This window comes from Marinomonas polaris DSM 16579, assembly GCF_900129155.1.
In the GTDB taxonomy this organism is placed as follows: Bacteria; Pseudomonadota; Gammaproteobacteria; order Pseudomonadales; family Marinomonadaceae; genus Marinomonas; species Marinomonas polaris.
In genome coordinates this window covers 340,150-357,516 of record NZ_FQVF01000003.1, presented here as the reverse complement: position 1 = coordinate 357,516, position 17,367 = coordinate 340,150, and the positions used below count along the sequence as shown (strand labels likewise).

The 17,367-nt window shown below is 40.5% G+C and carries 15 protein-coding genes; 11 read left to right on the top strand and 4 right to left on the bottom strand.

The genetic code is table 11. The annotated features are described in order from the left end of the window. Positions 1-19 precede the first annotated feature (19 nt). Both BUA59_RS03680 and BUA59_RS03675 read right to left on the bottom strand, forming a co-directional pair. Positions 20-823 (bottom strand): transporter substrate-binding domain-containing protein, encoded by an 804-nt coding sequence (locus tag BUA59_RS03680; protein ID WP_072838366.1) that lies wholly within the window; start codon positions 821-823, stop codon positions 20-22. Between the two features lie 162 nt (positions 824-985). Next, positions 986-2,305 (bottom strand): aminotransferase family protein, encoded by a 1,320-nt coding sequence (locus BUA59_RS03675; RefSeq protein ID WP_072838365.1) that lies wholly within the window; start codon positions 2,303-2,305, stop codon positions 986-988. A gap of 265 nt (positions 2,306-2,570) precedes the next feature. Between BUA59_RS03675 and BUA59_RS03670 the strand changes: the two genes are divergently transcribed. The 4 genes from BUA59_RS03670 to BUA59_RS03655 all read left to right on the top strand — a co-directional run bounded on the left by BUA59_RS03670 (position 2,571) and on the right by BUA59_RS03655 (position 6,481). After that, positions 2,571-3,605 (top strand): histone deacetylase family protein, encoded by a 1,035-nt coding sequence (locus tag BUA59_RS03670; protein ID WP_072838364.1) that lies wholly within the window; start codon positions 2,571-2,573, stop codon positions 3,603-3,605. Positions 3,606-3,668: 63 nt separating this feature from the next. Further along, a complete protein-coding gene (locus BUA59_RS03665) occupies positions 3,669-4,922 on the top strand; it encodes an NAD(P)/FAD-dependent oxidoreductase (RefSeq protein WP_072838363.1) in 1,254 nt (417 codons plus the stop codon). A 25-nt stretch (positions 4,923-4,947) separates the two neighbouring features. Beyond that, positions 4,948-5,286: a RidA family protein gene (locus tag BUA59_RS03660; RefSeq protein WP_072838362.1), complete on the top strand. Its 339-nt coding sequence runs from the start codon at positions 4,948-4,950 to the stop codon at positions 5,284-5,286. A gap of 274 nt (positions 5,287-5,560) precedes the next feature. After that, the gene (locus tag BUA59_RS03655) at positions 5,561-6,481 is read left to right on the top strand and encodes a LysR family transcriptional regulator (RefSeq protein ID WP_072838361.1); all 921 of its coding nucleotides are present in this window, start codon (positions 5,561-5,563) and stop codon (positions 6,479-6,481) included. Between the two features lie 142 nt (positions 6,482-6,623). On the opposite strand, the gene BUA59_RS03650 is transcribed toward BUA59_RS03655, so the two are convergent. After that, positions 6,624-7,085: an acyl-CoA thioesterase gene (locus BUA59_RS03650; RefSeq protein WP_072838360.1), complete on the bottom strand. Its 462-nt coding sequence runs from the start codon at positions 7,083-7,085 to the stop codon at positions 6,624-6,626. A gap of 140 nt (positions 7,086-7,225) precedes the next feature. On the opposite strand from BUA59_RS03650, the gene BUA59_RS03645 reads away from it, so the two are divergent. From BUA59_RS03645 to BUA59_RS03635, 3 genes are all read left to right on the top strand, one after another. Further along, a complete protein-coding gene (locus BUA59_RS03645; RefSeq protein ID WP_072838359.1) occupies positions 7,226-7,498 on the top strand; it encodes a hypothetical protein in 273 nt (90 codons plus the stop codon). 251 nt (positions 7,499-7,749) lie between these two features. Further along, a complete protein-coding gene (locus tag BUA59_RS03640; protein WP_072838358.1) occupies positions 7,750-9,603 on the top strand; it encodes an arylsulfatase in 1,854 nt (617 codons plus the stop codon). Positions 9,604-9,622: 19 nt separating this feature from the next. After that, a complete protein-coding gene (locus BUA59_RS03635) occupies positions 9,623-10,861 on the top strand; it encodes an anaerobic sulfatase maturase (protein ID WP_072838427.1) in 1,239 nt (412 codons plus the stop codon). A 28-nt stretch (positions 10,862-10,889) separates the two neighbouring features. On the opposite strand, the gene BUA59_RS03630 is transcribed toward BUA59_RS03635, so the two are convergent. Continuing rightward, on the bottom strand, positions 10,890-11,804 hold the full coding sequence (locus tag BUA59_RS03630; protein ID WP_072838357.1) for a LysR family transcriptional regulator: 915 nt from the start codon (positions 11,802-11,804) through the stop codon (positions 10,890-10,892). A gap of 144 nt (positions 11,805-11,948) precedes the next feature. Here BUA59_RS03630 and BUA59_RS03625 point away from each other — a divergent pair, with 144 nt between their 5' ends. The 4 genes from BUA59_RS03625 to BUA59_RS03610 all read left to right on the top strand — a co-directional run bounded on the left by BUA59_RS03625 (position 11,949) and on the right by BUA59_RS03610 (position 17,245). Then, entirely contained in the window at positions 11,949-13,565 is a 1,617-nt protein-coding gene (locus tag BUA59_RS03625) for a DUF1302 domain-containing protein (protein WP_072838356.1), read from the top strand. A 17-nt stretch (positions 13,566-13,582) separates the two neighbouring features. Continuing rightward, positions 13,583-14,944, top strand: a complete 1,362-nt coding sequence (locus BUA59_RS03620) for a DUF1329 domain-containing protein (RefSeq protein WP_072838355.1) — start codon at positions 13,583-13,585, stop codon at positions 14,942-14,944. A 169-nt stretch (positions 14,945-15,113) separates the two neighbouring features. Next, positions 15,114-16,271 carry an alpha/beta hydrolase family protein gene (locus BUA59_RS03615; RefSeq protein ID WP_072838354.1) on the top strand — a complete coding sequence of 386 codons (1,158 nt, stop codon included), beginning with the start codon at positions 15,114-15,116 and terminating at the stop codon, positions 16,269-16,271. Positions 16,272-16,291: 20 nt separating this feature from the next. Further along, the gene (locus tag BUA59_RS03610; RefSeq protein WP_072838353.1) at positions 16,292-17,245 is read left to right on the top strand and encodes a VOC family protein; all 954 of its coding nucleotides are present in this window, start codon (positions 16,292-16,294) and stop codon (positions 17,243-17,245) included. Positions 17,246-17,367: the final 122 nt, after the last annotated feature.

Here is a 17,367-nt window from a genome sequence, read left to right as displayed (position 1 = left end):
ATGATCTTTCCCATGGTCTTTACTGGATATTGGCACCTTTACCAATCCATTGATCTACAATTGCCTGGTAAGTACCATCGGACTTGATCTCTTTTAAAGCAGAATTTAAAGCAGCAAGTAACTGAGGCTTATTTTTTTGAATAGAAATTGCGGCTGGAAAGCGAGGTAAAGGACCTACATCGACTATTTTAATATCGCTTTTGTTTTCTCTAATGGCCACCATGACAGGTACGTCATCAGCAATCATTATATCAATGCGGCCTGTATTAAGAGCATTCATCATGTCAGGTAAGCCTTGAAAGGTTTGGTTACGCCATTTACCATCGGCTTTTTCTACTGCCCACTGGTTACCTGTTTCACCTAAAGTAGAGCCAACACGCTTACCAGAAAAATCTGCAAGACTACTCACATCATTAGTATTACTTTTTACCCAGACTGCTAAGCCAGCACTATAGTAAGAGTCTGTGAAAGCGACGGCTTTTCTACGTTCTTCGGTATCACTCATACTACAAATACAGGCGTCAAAACGACCACCGGCTAGAGCTGCAATAATGCCATTCCAAGGAGATGACTGAACATTAACTTTAACTCCCATCTTTTCAGCTAGAGCCTCGGCAATATCTACATCAAAGCCGACTAACTCACCTTGAGTATTGACAAAACTAAATGGAGGATAAGCACCTGAATTGACCACTTGAAGCACATCACCACGGATTTCATCTAGGTCACGTGCGTATGTTGACGTGGAAACCATAGCGGTAGCACCAGAGATGACGGCTGCAAGCATAAAAGTTTGTGATATTTTTTTTGTGAATTTTTTCATATTTTGTTCCTTTCTTTTCAGTTTATTATGATAGACGGCGCACATTATTGTGCATCGTAATTTTTATACTGATTTATTATTATTTTATCTTTTAACTCTCTTTTTATTCGTTTTTAATATTTCTAATATCAATACCCGCTCTTATATGGAGTATTATTTATTCTATTTTATTTGCTCGAAAGCAGTAAAACTTTCGTCCAATAAGGAAATTATTTCATCAATATCTTCACTGGTTACGGTTAGTGGCGGTGTAATTAATACATGGTCTCCTGCTAAACCATTTAAACAACGTCTTGGGTAAATAAGTAAGCCGCGTTTCTTGGCTAGAGTTGTGATTTTTTCAAAGGCATTAAACGATGGTGGATAAGGTTCTTTAGTTATCTTGTTTTGTACGAGTTCTAGACCTTGAAGCAAGCCAATGCCACGTATATCACCAATACAATTATGCTTAAGGGCCAGTAGCTCAAGTTGCTGATGAAGATAGGTGCCTTGTTTTGAAGAATTACTGATCAGTTGTTCAGTATTCATCACATCAATAACAGCAAGGCCGGTGGCGCAGGCTAAAGGGTTTCCTGCGTATGTATGACCATGCATGAAACCACCACTAAGGTCTACAACATCGACTAACTCTTTTCGCGCCATCATAGCCGCTATAGGGTAATAACCAGAACCTAAGCCTTTGGCCAATGTTAAAATATCAGGTGCTATGCCAAAATGTTGATAAGCAAACCATTTTCCTGTGCGTCCCATACCACTGAGTACTTCGTCCATAATTAATAGACAACCATATCGATCACACAAAGCACGCAACCCTTCCATATAACGTTTGGTGACCATGCGTCCACCAGTACTGGCTCCGCCAACTGGCTCTAAGACAATGCCAGCTATTGTGTCTGCACCTGCTGTTAAAATAGCGTTCTCAGTCTGCTTCAGTACTGTTGTGATGTGTTCTTCAATGTTGGCTTCTTTGTAGCGGTATAAATCTGGAGAGGGCACTTTTATAGAACTAATAGAAATTGAGCGATATGGTGCCTCTAATGGTTCGTACCCAGTCAACCCTAAGGCTCCAAGAGTGCTACCGTGATACGAAGGACTTAAGGATACAAACTTGCTGCGTTTTGGTTGGCTGCTGGCGACAAAATACTGTACTGCTAGCTTTATTGCGCTTTCGACAGCTTCTGAACCACTACCAACAAAGAAAACTTTATCCAAGTCACCCTCAGTTATATTGACAAGTTGATCTGCTAAATCTATAGCAACTTGACTTTCGAATTGAGTTCGATAGCTAAAAGCAATTTTATTTAGTTGTTCAGACATTGCCTGTATTACGGTCGGATGGTTGTGTCCAATATTACAAGTAATAGCACCTGAGCAACCATCTATGTAGCGATGTCCTTGTGTATCCCAGATATAAATACCATTTGCATGACTGACAACCGGCATATCGTTATTGGTCAAGTAGAATAAAGCGTTATTAGTCATTACATTTCCTATTGTCAGGTGCATGACGGTGTTTTTCGACTGAATTCATTATATGTACAAGTAAAAATTTATTTCAATGAAATATATTAGTTAATTTGTTTGATTTTGGATTATTTTGCCATTTATCTGAAAATATATTAGCTGTACTTATACCTTATATTATTTTATATAATTTGACCTTTCATTCTGTGGGAAATACATTTGATCGATCAAATGTAAAAATGTCTTTAACCGAGAATTTAAGCGTTAAATAAGAGTGCGTAATATGAAAATATACAGTCATGAAAATCAAAAGTTACATAAGCCTAAAAGCTTTTATTCTCGGGGTAAAATACATCAACCTCAAGAAAAGCCAGAGAGATTAACTGCTTTATTAAGAGCTCCTGAAGCCATGGGTTTAAACGTAATAGATGCTAAAGAAATTGGCATTGATCCAATTCTAGCAGTACATGACTTTGGTTATGTGGAGTTTCTAAAAAATGGCTATGATGAATGGATTGCTTTAGAGGATGAGGTAGGAGAAGAGGTTCAGACATCAATCTATATGCCACATAATAACTTTGGGCTTGGTATTTTAGCTAAAGCGGCTAAATATCAAGCGGATGGTAGTGCTCCTATAGGAAAATACACATGGACATCTATTTATTGGTCTGCTCAAACTGCATTAAATGCAGCTGATGCATTATTAAAAGAGGGAGAGCCGTCAAATAAAGTACAGATATGTCTAACAAGGCCTGCTGGACATCATGCGCGAAAAAGTGCAGCAGGTGGTTTTTGTTATTTGAATAATGCTGCAATTATTGCTGAGTATTTAAAACCAAAATTTAAAAAAATTGCCATCATAGATACAGATATGCACCATGGACAGGGAATACAGGAGATTTTTTATAACCGTAAAGACGTTTTATATGCTTCAGTACATGGTAGCCCTATCAATTTTTATCCGATAGTTTCTGGGCATGAGCACGAAAAAGGAGAAGGAGAGGGTTATGGGTATAACAATAACTTTCCAATGCCTCATGGAACAGATGAAGACGGATTTTTCAACTATGTTGATAAAGCAATTGATAAAGTAAAATTATTTAATCCAGACGTTGTTATTCACGTTCTAGGTTTTGATGTTTATAAAGATGATCCGCAAGCTAAATGTAATGTTAGTACAAATGGTTTTTTTAGATTGTCAAAAAAACTAAAGGCACTTAATAAGCCCATTATTATTTTGGTAGAAGGTGGTTACTGTATTGAAAAGCTGAATGAAAACCTTCAAGCATTTATATCTGGTTTCACCTTAGATGAATAACACTTTGCATTTTTATGTCTAGGTATATGTGAATTTATACACAGATTGGGAAAAGGATATGTTATGCGCTATGAGGTTATTGTTGTTGGTGCAGGTATGGTTGGAACGTCTATAGCTTGGCACCTTCAGGAAAAAAAAACTAAGGTTCTATTAATAGATAGAAAGTCACCAGGATCAGAAACATCATATGGTAACGCTGGTCTGATTCAGCGAGAGGCGATCCACATACATCCTTTTCCAAGACAGCTATTTGAACTGTTGAAAATAGTGCCTAACAACAATACCAGTATTCGTTATCGTTGGCCTGCACTTCTACATTATCGACAAGCTCTACTCCAGTACTGGCAATTTTCATCTCAACATTTAGTCCAAAAAATAGAAAAAGAATGGCAGACTCTAATTGAGCATTGCACATGTGAACATCAAAAGATGATTACAGCCGCCAATGTTGAAAACCTCATTCGGCGTGATGGTTGGATTGAGATCCATAGAACCGAGACTAAATTTAAAGCGGCTGTTGAAGTTGCTAAAAAAAGTTGTGATCAAGGTGTTAATCATCAGATTCTTTCTTTGAAAGAATTGCAAAAATTAGAGCCTCATTGCAACTTTAAAGGGGTAGTTGGAGCAATACATTGGTTAAATTCTTGGCAGGTTTCAAACCCTGGAGCATTGGTTAAAGCCTATGCTAAAAGCTTCCAAAACATGGGAGGAGAGATAAGAGATAGTGATGTTAAAAAAATTCTTCCAGATGGCGATGGGTGGCAGATAATAACGGATGACGGTATTTTTTACTGTAATCACATAGTTGTTGCTGCCGGGCCTTGGTCGAATCAGCTGATAAAGCCTTTAGGGTATGATTTTCCTTTATTTCCAATGCGTGGTTATCACCAACACTTTAAAGTTCAAAACGAAAACACAATTAATCACAGCTTGGTCGAAGTCGACAAAGGATTTGTTATGGGGCCTATGCAACAAGGCATTCGTATTACTACTGGGGCTGAGATGACCTTAATAGACGCGAAAAAAAATGTAGGACAACTGTCTGATGTAGTGGCTTTCGCAAAAAAAATCTTACCTTTAAATGATAGCGTTGAAAATGAACCATGGTGTGGCTCTAGACCTTGTATGCCAGATATGAAACCTGTAATTGGTGCTGCTGGTAAGCATGCTAATTTATGGCTCGCATTTGGACATGGCCACCAAGGCTTCACATTAGGGCCGATTACAGGTCGTATTATTGAAGAGTTAATTCATAATAAACCGACAATAGTTGACGTTAGTCCATTTAATGCTCAGCGATTTTCTAAAATAGAATGATTTTTTACTACCTAGAGGAAGAATAATGCAAAAGTTTCATAGCAATCAGCGTATGAGCCAAATAGTGACCCATAATCATACGATATATTTATCAGGTCAAGTTGGTGCTATTGATGAGGATGTGTCAGAACAAACATTAACTTGTTTGAAAAAAATACAAGCGCTATTAGAAGAAATGGGTAGTGACAAATCGAAAATATTGTCAGCAACGGTATGGTTGAAAAGTATGACCGATTTTCAAGCAATGAATGCAGTTTGGGACAAGTGGTTTGATGGTACTTTACCGCCAGCTAGAGCATGTGGCGAGTCGGTTCTAGCCCATCCTGATTTGTTGGTAGAAATCACAGTGATTGCTGCTGAATAAGAAGTTGCGTATACGCTGTATGATCATTGGCTGATGACAAACAGTCTGCTAATGATCATGCATTTCTACTTGAAAAGAAGACAAATTTCTTAAATTTTAAAGAATAGTATAAATAATAAAATAAAAATCTGTGTAGTATCTAACTATATTGTAGTATCCGTTACAATAGGGTGAAAAAATGTATCGTGCTGTGTGATTGTCGGTGTAAAAACCATAGCCTTCGATTTGCATTTTTCAGTTATAAAAACACGATAATATAAGTGCTTTGATTATTATGATACAACAGAAATTAGCAGATAATTTGAATTGGACACTACTTCATGTGCTTATTGTTATATATGAAGAAGGGAGTGTTAGTGCTGCTGCTAATCGTTTGAACATCACTCAATCGGCTGTCAGTCAAAGCTTAAAGAAGCTTGAAGAGAAAATTGACAGTCAACTTGTTATCCGCAATACCAAACCTTTAAAGCTTACTCCAATGGGTCACTATTGTTTGAAAGTTGCTCAAACAATTTTCACAGAAATTACTTCCATTGAGGCGATGAAAGGAATTAACTCACATTTATTAGAAGGTGAGATTAAGATTTTGGTGGCTAGTCGAATTCACAATCCAAAATATAATAATTTTTTAGTCTATTTTAAAAGAAAGTATCCTAATATAACGTTGAATATGAACGTTAAATCTAGTCTGGATATTTTAAGTGATATTGAGCAAAAAAATCCTGCAATTGGTATTTGTTTAGGAAGATATACCCCTGAAGTAATTAACCATAAACTATTGTTTGAACAGCGATATTATTTGTATTGTGGGTATCATCATCCTCTATTTGATGCTATTGATTTGAGTCTAGATAGTTTATTAAAAGAAGAGTTTATTGCTTTATTGTGTGAAGATATTGGCGATGTTCTTTCACCAATTACTTTATTCAAGGAAGCCCATGGTTTAAATGGTCGTATTAGTGCTTATACTAATAATCTAGATGAAGCTGTCCGCCTCATTTATACTGGATATGGTATTGGAGCATTGCCTGATCAATTTATTGAAGCGACCCATCTAGAATCCAAGCTTAGACGCTTACCTCCTGAAGACGGCGTGGCTGATATCCCTGTTCATATTTATTGGCATAAAACCCGAGCCTTGTCACTTATAGAGTCTAAGTTTATTGAAGAAATAGTAGCGTTTTATGGCTCTTGATCTACAAACGCCAATTTAACCTTATAACGTTCTTGTTAATGTATTGATATAGGCGTCTGTTGTGGCCCATTGCACTGATATTACTTTGTCTGCATGCGGAGAACTTGAATACGTGGGTAAGCTAAAAGCAGGGTTGCTTACATTAAGCCGGTGATTTTTTTTGCTCATCGAAACTGTTCGGCTGCTTGTACTGTAAAGATGTGTTGTTACCATCACTTTCAAGTATTACTAGATATGGTTGGAGCTTTTCCTTGTCATTGCTATTTAATGAACAAGATTGTCTTGTGGCTTCGTCTATACATACAACTGTTGTACGTCCTACTACGCAAAGTTTCTCGTATTGAAACATTTCTTGATAAAAAGTAATCGACTTGCTGCCAGTGCGTTCCACATAAGTATTGACGATGACATCATCACCATGAAGTACTTCTTTTTTGAAATCGATAGAAATATTAGCAACCACCCAAGGCTGTGTTATTTCAAGGGCTGATCGGCAGAAATCGGAGCGTGATTCGGCCATCCAAACAGGGAAAACGGTATTGCTTATATGTCCTAATTTATCTGTTTCAGAAAATCTAGGTTTTATTATTGTAGTATGAAACATAGTCGATCTCTGTAGGGTAAAGCGTTAGTTGCAATAAATTCATTTTAGAGTAAAAGTTTTTAGTGTTCGCCTATTTGTGCATATTAACATCTCTAATTAGATAGCCAAATTAACTACGCTGCTACACTAGGTTTCACTCTATGTATGTTTTTCTTAACTACGAGGATGATCCTACGGAAGCCTATATTGATGCTAGAGATAAAATGACTGGGGAAGAAAAAGCCGAAGTTCGCGAAGAAATTCGCAAGCTTGATAAGGCATTCCCTGAGCATTTCGCGTCACTATACAAAGGGGATCCAAAGTTCTCCGGCTGTCCTTATCATGAGACTCTGAAAAAATATATTCCTACTCAAGAAAAAGTTGTTTCCGATGAGTTACATGAAATTGAGAAACAATCGGGTGTTATTGAGTAAGGCTAATATATGAACGATATTCAATCGATATGAATGCACAAAAAGACCGAACATAACGTTTGGTCTTTTTATTATTCTGCCACTGAAGATGAAGAGTAGATGTTGTTTGGTACCTCTTTATTGCTTGTCGCGACATCATCATTCGATTTCATCAACACATGGGTTCAATTTTAAGGGCTTGATTAAAGCCTATTTACTGATAGCTTCATCATTAATAAAAATAACACACAGCTAGTTTAGTGGATGTATCTATGATTGATCGCTTGCATGACAAGGGCACGAGCTCCTTGTTGAAATTTAAAGTTCCTCACTTGTGTTTAGGTTTTGTCGCTGCTTCACTATTAAGCGCATCGGCTTTAGCCCAAACAGACTCCTCTCAGAATACGGTGAACGCCAATAGTGGTAGCACACGCCCCAATATTTTATTGATTATGGCTGATGATTTGGGTTACTCCGATTTAAGTGCTTATGGCAGTGAAATCAATACGCCTAATATTGATGAGCTAGCAACACAAGGGCGAATACTGACAAATTTTCATACCGCTGCGGTGTGTTCACCGACTCGAGCAAGCCTAATGACTGGTGTAGATCATCATTTGGCAGGCATCGGAAACATGGGGGAAGTGGTTGGCATAAACATCTTGCAAAATAAGCCGATCAGTGCTCCTTGGGGTAAATCGAATACTTATGATTTTGATAACATTCCAGAGGGTTATCGTGGTCATATAAGTGAAAAAACCGCCACTATGCCAGAGTTGCTCTCTGATGCTGGTTATCATACTTATATGGTAGGGAAATGGCATTTAGCTTACGACGTGAAAGCTCCTGATAAAGATCATAAACGTTGGTTTCGTATTAATAAAAGCGCACTGCCTTATGCAAGAGGGTTTGAGAAAAGCTATACCTTAGTGGATGGTGGAGGATCACATTTTGCACCACCTAAAGTACCAACTCCTCTTGATTTGACTATGTATGCTGAAAACGATCGCTTATTCCCAGCCAAGTTATTGCCAAAAGACTTTTATTCCACAGAGTTTTATACCAATAAGCTAATTGATTATATTGATTCGAGTCGTGGCGATGGCAAACCTTTCTTTGCCTACGCAGCCTATACGGCTCCTCATTGGCCATTACAAGCGCCGCAAGCGGATATTGATGCTCAAAAAGGTCGATATGATGAAGGCTATGATGTCATCAGAGAAAAGCGTATTTCCAGAATGAAGGCCTTAGGTTTAATTAAGGATGTTAACCAGGTTGCCGCTGAGTCTATTGGTCCAAAACGTTGGAATGAACTAACAGAAGAAGAGAAGCTTAAAGAAGCTAAAAACATGGAGATTTATGCCGCTATGGTAAGCAATCTAGACCGCCATATAGGTAAGCTAGTTGCCCACTTAAAAGACATTAATGAATACGATAATACCTTGATCGTATTTATGTCTGACAATGGAGCAGAAGGCGCGCCAGCTTTCATATTGCCAATTCCTGGTACCAAGGTAGATAACTCGTTAGAAAATATGGGTAAGCCTGGTTCCGTAGTGGCGTATGGGCCTCGTTGGGCTGAAGTGAGCGCTGCTCCATTTCGTTTATTTAAAGGTTTTACTGGTGCGGAAGGGGCGACAGCATCGCCTTTTATTGTGAAGTTAAATGGTCAAAAAGAACACCGACCTAATTCTAATGCACGCCTGCAGGTTGTAGATATTTTACCTACCTTCTTAGATGCTGCTGGCGTCGATATACCGAGTACACGCTATAAAGGTAAAGAGATTTACCCACCTAAAGGCGTGTCATTTTTATCTGCTTTACAGAAATCAGGAAGTTTTACTGACGTTCATCCGAAAGGGAGTGTGTTAGCAGACGAGTTGATGGGAGCCAGTTATTTGGTTCGTGATAACTGGAAGTTGAGTCAGCAAGCGCCTTTAAGTAGTACGCCAGTGTTCACAAAGGATGTTCCTTTTGCCTTGTATGATATCTCTAAAGATCGTGGGGAGACTAAAGACTTGTCAGCTCAATATCCTGATGTGTTGGCTGATATGAAAGAAGAGTTCCGCGAATATATTCGCCAAAATAACGTCGTCGAGCATGCTGCTTCTTATAATGGCAGATAAGATGGTTGCTAGAGATATGATGAGTCACAAGGTAATAGAGCGAATAAACAACTTCGGTGTCATGGCTAAGCCAAGTAGTTCGGTCTGTAATATTGACTGTACTTACTGTTTCTATCTGGAGAAGGAGCATCTTTATCCAGATAGAAAAAAGCAGTGGCGTATGGATGATACGACGCTAGAAAATTACATACGTGATCAGATTCAATCGCAAAAAGGGGATGTCATTGATTTTGTTTGGCAGGGGGGCGAGCCCACACTGTTGGGGGTGGACTTCTTCCGCCAAGCGATTGCGTTTCAGCAGCAGTACCGAGGTTATAAGACCATTACCAACTCGCTGCAAACGAATGCTACTTTGCTGAATGAGGAGTGGGCGCTTTTCTTAAAAGAGCACCAGTTTTTGATCGGGGTGTCTATCGATGGGGACCGCATCAGTAATGATACCTATCGCCTTTCTCGTAAAGGAAAAAGTACCTTTGATGATACCCTTAATGGTCTTGCGTTACTTAAAAAGCACAATGTAGATTTTAATACGTTAACGGTGGTGAATGCCGAAAATGTAAAGCGACCGTTGAATGTTTATGCTTTTTTAAAGCGAATAGGCAGTCAATATATGCAGTTTATTCCTTTGGTTGAACGCAAAGCCATCGTGCCAGATAGGGATGGTTTGATATTGATTCAGCCAACGTTTGAAGGGGAATCTAACCTAGCGGAATGGTCGGTTCCGGCCAAGGCATATGGTAAGTTTCTCAATACGATTTTTGATCATTGGATTCAGCAGGATCTAGGTAAAATCTTCGTGATGAATTTTGAGCAAACCATGAGCCAGCTAGCGGGTCGGCCTGGGGCTTGCGTGTTTAGTGAAACCTGTGGCAACGGTTTGGCGATGGAGTCTAATGGGGATGTTTACTCCTGCGATCATTATGTTTACCCCGAGCATAAGCTGGGCAATGTGAATGAAACCTCGTTAATCGAGCTAGTGAATTTGCCGCAAAACCTGAAGTTCGGGGAAGATAAGTTAACCAATATCAGCACTGATTGTCATCAATGTGAGGTGCGTTCAGTTTGTCATGGCGGTTGTCCAAAGCATCGATTTGAGCCCTCTAGTGATGGGTTATTAAATCGTAATTATCTATGTGATGGCTTTAAATCACACTTTTCTCATGCTGTACCTAAAATGTCAGAAACAATTGGTTTGTTGAGTCATCAAACGCCGATAAAGAAGGTGAAGCAAGAGATAAAGAAAAGGTTCTATTCCTGACTTGCCGGAACAGACCCTTTTCTTTGCGTTATTCTGCGTCCATGTTAATTGCGGCTGATTTCAGTGTGTCTATTAGCCAAATAAGCCCTTCGTCGTTATTTCTGTATTGATGCCACTGCACGCATTGTTTCATTGGTGGAATGTCAAAAGGCAGTGGTAGAATTTTAAGTGGCCATACTTTGGCCATTTTCCTTGCCAGTCTTGCGTGAATCGTGGCGATATTTTCAGATCCTATAACTAAGGCTGGAAGCGAGGCAAAGCTGAAGGTGGTCGCAATTAAGCGACGCTTAATGCCATACTTTTGTGCAAATGATGTCTCAAAAAAATCTTTTTTTACTACAGCTGGACGCATTAATACATGTCCTGCTTCCGCGTATTTTTCTGTGGTTAGCTTGCCTTTTGCTATTTTACTGTCTTTCCAAACAACGCAAACGAACTCTTCTTCATAGAGAACCTTGCTGGGATGTCTCGAGGATACAAAATCAGACGGAATGATTAATAGGTCTGCTTTCCCTTGCTCTAGCTGCTCATCAGGGTTTTCAACTTGTGCTAAGAATTGAAATCGAGCAGTGCTTTGTTGTTTACCTACTATCTCTAAGGCATGTGGAGCTAGAACGGTTTGCGTGTAATCTGAGCAAAACACACTGAATATTCGGTCGGTTGTTTTTGGGTCGAAGCTAGGCTGTACCAGAATTGTGCTTTCTATATTGTTCAAGGCGTTGCGTACATTCGCTTTTAAACTCTCTCCCATAGGGGTGATGACCATCCTTCTGCCTATCTGTGTCAGCAGATCGTCTTCAAAATAATCTCGTAATCTCGATAGTGAATTGCTTAGGGCGGATGGGCTCATATTGAGCTGTTCTGCACCTTTGGTGATGCTTTGGACAGTGAGAAGGGTATCTAAAGCCACCAGAAGGTTGAGGTCGAGCTTTTTAAATCGCATGAAGGTTCTCGTCAATTATTGTTTTTTGATCATTCGATAGTATCGAATGGTTGATTTAGTTTAAAGGGTTTTTCTGAAAGGTCGGACTAATTTACATTTAACTTGTTCTTAAAACATAAAAATAAAATTTGAGAGGAAGAACACGTGAAAACAATCAACTCGACGCCATTTAGGCTGAAGGTCGTTGCGTTAGCGATTGCCTCAAGCGCAAGCACAGGTTACGCCTTTAATATTGATACAGGTAATCGTGACCTAAGAATTAGCTTTGATAATACCTTGAAGTACAGCACTGCAATGCGTCTTAAGGATCAGTCAGACACCCTTACATCAGACGACAACTATGACGATGGTAACAACAACTTTAATAAAGGACTGGTATCTAATCGATTAGATTTATTTTCAGAGTTTGATGCATCTTACGATGGTTTTGGGGTTCGTGTTAGTGGTGCGGCATGGTATGACGATGTATACCATCGAGCCACCGATAATACGACCAGCACTAATAATAACTACGGTTCCGCAAGTGAATTCTCTGATCAAACCAAAGACATCATGGGGGGGGATGCTGAACTCATGGATGCGTTCGTGTATGGTCGTTTTCCTGTTGTCGATGGCATGGAAGGTACGTTACGCGTAGGTCGACATTCTCTTTTGTGGGGAGAGAGTTTGTTCTTTGGCGCAAATGGCATTGCGGGCACTCAAGGCCCAGTGGATGTTGTTAAACTCATGTCTGTTCCAAACTCTCAATTTAAAGAAACGATGAGACCAACGGGTAAAGTGTCTATTGATTTGCCGGTGTCTGAAAGTGTTTCCGTGGGTGCTTATTATTCCTACGAATGGGAGAAGTCACGATTACAGCCTGCCGGAGCATACCTAGCTTCTGGTGACACCATAAGTGGCGATCAGATTCTTGCAGGTTCTATTGGTAACTTTGATCATATCGATGATGCCGAACCATCTGACTCAGGTCAGTACGGTGTTCAATTGAAGTTTAGCGATTACGATAACGATGTTGATTATGGTCTTTATGCCATTCGGTTTCACGCTTATGCGCCTAGTAACAGCTATACAACAACGATACCTGGGGTAATGGGTCCACCAACCGCGCAAGACTACCGTTGGGCTTATGCAGAAGGTATTGAAGCTTATGGTGCAAGTATGGCAAAAACCATTGGTCGCTGGAGTTGGGCTGGCGAAGTATCTTATCGTAAAAACACACCTTTAAATAGCACGCCTCAAGCTCGTAATACCTCTCAAGAAAGATATAACAACGACAGTAATCCTGGCTATGCCATTGGTGAGACAGCCCATGCGCAAGTGAGCTGGATTGCCAATGTCCCTAGCTTTATTGCTCAGGAAGCGTCGTTTGTCGGTGAGGTTGCATGGAATACTCGTGTAAAAACGACACAAAATGAAAGCATGCTAAATCCAAATTCCGATAAGTCAGCCGCCTCTATACGTTTGGTCTTTACGCCAACTTATCGTCAAGTATTTGATGGCGTGGATTTAAGTCCATCTATTGGTGCAAGTTATACCGTTGGTAAGTCTTCGGCACTTGGCTCTTCATTTGGTATTGATAAAGGTGGTGATATCAACATAGGTGTGAAAGCGCTGTATTTGAATCGTTGGAACGCCTCCCTTAGTTACGTCACATATTATGGACCAGAGGGTGTGTTTAATGATGACACCAACAGCCAAACCTATAAACAATCTCTTAAAGACCGAGACTTTATCTCCGCTTCCATAAGTACGACCTTTTAATTTTTTGGAGAATGATGATGTATAACAATAAAAAACACTCTCTTAGTATTTTCGTTACCTCTGCAGTACTAGGTTGTTTTTCAATAGCTTCTAATGCCGCTGTTAGCCCAGAACAAGCCGCGAGACTAGGGGTAGATTTAACGCCTTTTGGCGCTGAAAAAACAGGTAATACAGATGGCTCTATTCCGGCTTGGACAGGGGGATTCAATCAACCTATTTCAGGAGAAGTATTGGGTGGCAAGCGTTTAGATCCTTTTGCAAATGAAAAGCCATTGTATTCAGTTACTGCTGCCAATATGAAGGAATACGCCGAATATTTGACCGACGGTGTGAAAGCTATGTTGGAAAAATATCCCGATACTTACCGTCTTGATGTTTATCCAACACACCGAACGGCGACCGCGCCAGATTGGGTGTATAACTTCACCACTCAAAATGCGTTAAAAGCTACGCTTGATGGGGATGACCTTAAAGGCGCTTATGGCGGTATTCCTTTTCCAATTCCACAAAATGGTTTGGAAGCGATCAATAACCATCGTTTGTCTTGGCGTGGCGTGAGCTGGGAGTCTGAAATTAACCAGTATCAAATAACATCCAGTGGCAAAACTGTATTGACAACAGATGGTCTGTTGAAAAACCAAATGCCTTATTACTTCCAGGAAGGATCAAGCGATGATTTTGATGGTTACTTCTGGGAAGTCAATCTTGAAAACTACGGTCCACCGATTCGTGCCGGAGAAAGGATTGTGGGACGCACAAATTTGGACGCGGATAAAAGTGCGGCTTATGTCTACTTGACGGGTCAGCGCCGAGTTCGAAAATTACCAAATGCATGCTGTGATACGCCAACGCCAGCAACGGCAGGCTTAATGTCTTTTGATGAGTTGAGTGTTTTCTCAGGCACGACAGAGGTGTTCGATTGGAAGTTATTGGGCAAGAAAGAAATCTTGATTCCTTATAACGAAAACCGCTTTTTGCAATTTAGTGATGAGCAGGCGATTACAGGTAATCACTTAAATCCAGATGCGGTTCGTTGGGAAAAACATCGTGTTTGGGTAGTGGAAGCAACTTTAGCGGATGGTAAACGTCATCAGGCTACACGAAGCAGATACTACCTAGATGAAGATACATGGCAGGCGTCTTTAGGGGATCGTTGGGATTCAAATGGTGAACTTTGGAAAACGCTATGGCAATTCAATTACATCATGCCTGAGTTTCCGGGCACTATTCCACAAACCTTTGGTTTCTACAACTTGTTATCTGGTGAAGCCTACATCGCTAACGTGATGAATGATAAACCATTCCAAAATAAGCCTGTTGCACGCTTTCCTACCAGTACTTTCACTGGTCAAGGTTTGGCTCGTCAGGGAACACGATAGATTCATGTAATACTCAGTTGATTTGATTATTTTGCATCAAAGGGGGAGTGATTCCTTTCCCCCTTTTGGTCTTACTTGTCCTTTGGTGCAGGTTTTCGGTTAATCGAGAGAGTGTATTTCATAACATAAGCTGTTGCTCAGCTTTCAAATATAAAACGTTGGAGAATTTATGTTTCGTTACTTTCCCACTAATTACCCATGGGATCTTTCTATCAACCTTGCTCTAGAAATGGGTGCTCGAATTGGTGAGATCCAAGAAATGTGTGCGCCATTGAAAGAAGCGGCAGATGCAAAAGACGCTGCGGGTTCAAAAGCGTTTCGTGAAAGCTGGGAGCGCATGGCAGATAAGTTGTGTGAGCTAGCGGAGGAAGACGAAGCGCGTGGCCGCATGATCTCCGCAGGTGATAAATATGGTCGCGCAGCGACTTATTACCTCACGGCTGAACGTTTACAAGGGCATGGTTCGCCAGGTCGCGAAGCGTTATATAAGCGTTTCCAAGACATTTTTGCTCGTGGTCTTGAATTGTCTAAAGAGAATTGTGAGTTAGTTCAGATTCCGTATGAAGGAAAGCACCTTTCTGCATTGTACGTTAGAGCAGAAGGCGTGGAAGGCAAAGCGCCTGTGTTAGTGCAGGTGAACGGTTTGGATTCAACAAAAGAAATGAAATACCGAGTAGGTTTGCCTGCTTGGTTAGCGAAACGTGGTGTCTCTTCATTAATTGTGGATCAGCCAGGTACGGGTGATGCCATTCGTCAACAAGGTTTTACTGCGCGCTTCGACAGTGAGCATTGGGCAAGCCGAATAGTGGATTGGTTGGAAACACGTGAAGAGATTGATGCGAAACGTATTGGCATGGAAGGCGTATCTCTGGGTGGTTACTACTGTCCTCGTGCAGTAGCGTTTGAGCCAAGATTTGCTTGTGGCGTAGTCTGGGGAGCGAACCATGACTGGCGTGACGTACAAAAACGTCGTTTAGAAAAAGAAGGCAGTTTTCCTGTTCCGCATTATTGGGAGCACGTGCGTTGGGTTTGGGGTGCAAAAGACATGGATGAGTTCATGGAGATTGCGGAAAAAGTTCACCTTGATGGTGTTCTGGATCGTATCAAAGTGCCATTCCTTGTGACCCACGGCGAAAAAGATTCACAAATCCCGCTGAAATGGGCTCATCGTACTTATGAGCAACTTGTGAACAGTCCTAATCGAGAGCTAAAAGTCTTTACTGATCGTGAAGGTGGCGTACAGCACTCTAGTTTTGATAATTCAGCCAACGCCGGAGCGTATATAGCTGACTGGGTGGCTGAAACTCTTAAAGGCCATACGGCCTAAATCCAAAGAGGATAATAAGAATGAAAATAGTAGGTTTAGAAAGCATCGTTTTTGGGGTTGAGGATGTAGCTGGTTGCGCGACTTTTTTGACTGATTACGGTTTGTTTCCTGTTGATGTCACTGAAAAAGGTGGCCGTTTTGAAGCGTTAGATGGGACATCTGTTGTATTAGTACACTCTGCAGATGAGAGTTTACCTGCAAGCATTGGTAATGGCTGTATGATGCGTAAAACCATCATGGGCGTTGCAGATCAAGAAACGATTGATGCGATTACTGCGGAATTAAGCAAAGACAGAGACGTGAAAACATTGGCTGATGGCTCGATTGAATCAAAAGATGATTCAGGTTTTGTGATTGGTTTTAAAGTCACTGAGCGTAAACAGCTAACCTTGCCAGGCGAAATCTCGAATGTGCCAGGCTCGCCATTTCAACGCCCAGTAAACCATCTTGCGGTTAATGATGATGCAGAACAAATACGTCCACGCACACTGTCGCATATCGTTTATTTTGTGCCTGACCCGGTTAAAGCGGAAGCGTTTTATGTGGAGCGTTTAGGGTTCCGTTGTACTGATCGTTTTGAAGGTACAGGACCATTCTTACAACCTGCAGGAACCTTGGATCATCACACTCACTTTTTGATTGGTGCGCCACCATTTATGCAAGGTGTCGAGCATTTCACTTTCCACTTTGGTGGGCCAACAGAAATGATGCAAAACGGTTCGCGTTTTATTGAGAAAGGCTATCAAGCATTTTGGGGACCGGGTCGTCATATTTTTGGTTCAAACTGGTTTTGGTACTTCAACAGCCCATTTGCATGCCATATCGAAATGGATGCAGACATGGATTTGCATGACCAAAATTGGGTGCCTCGTGTAGCTACCTCTGATGCAGACACATCACAGACCTTTTTGATGCGCTATAGAAATAAATGGGCACCGGGTAAAGACTCAGGGAAAAATGGCGCTTACGAGTAAGTCTGTCTTCGTGAAAATATAAATGAATCATTTTAGAAAATAAAAAAAGCTTTTATAGGGGGAGCTGTAATTTTTGATTACTGCCCTATGAAAGCTTAAAAGGTGGCAAATAAGCCATTACC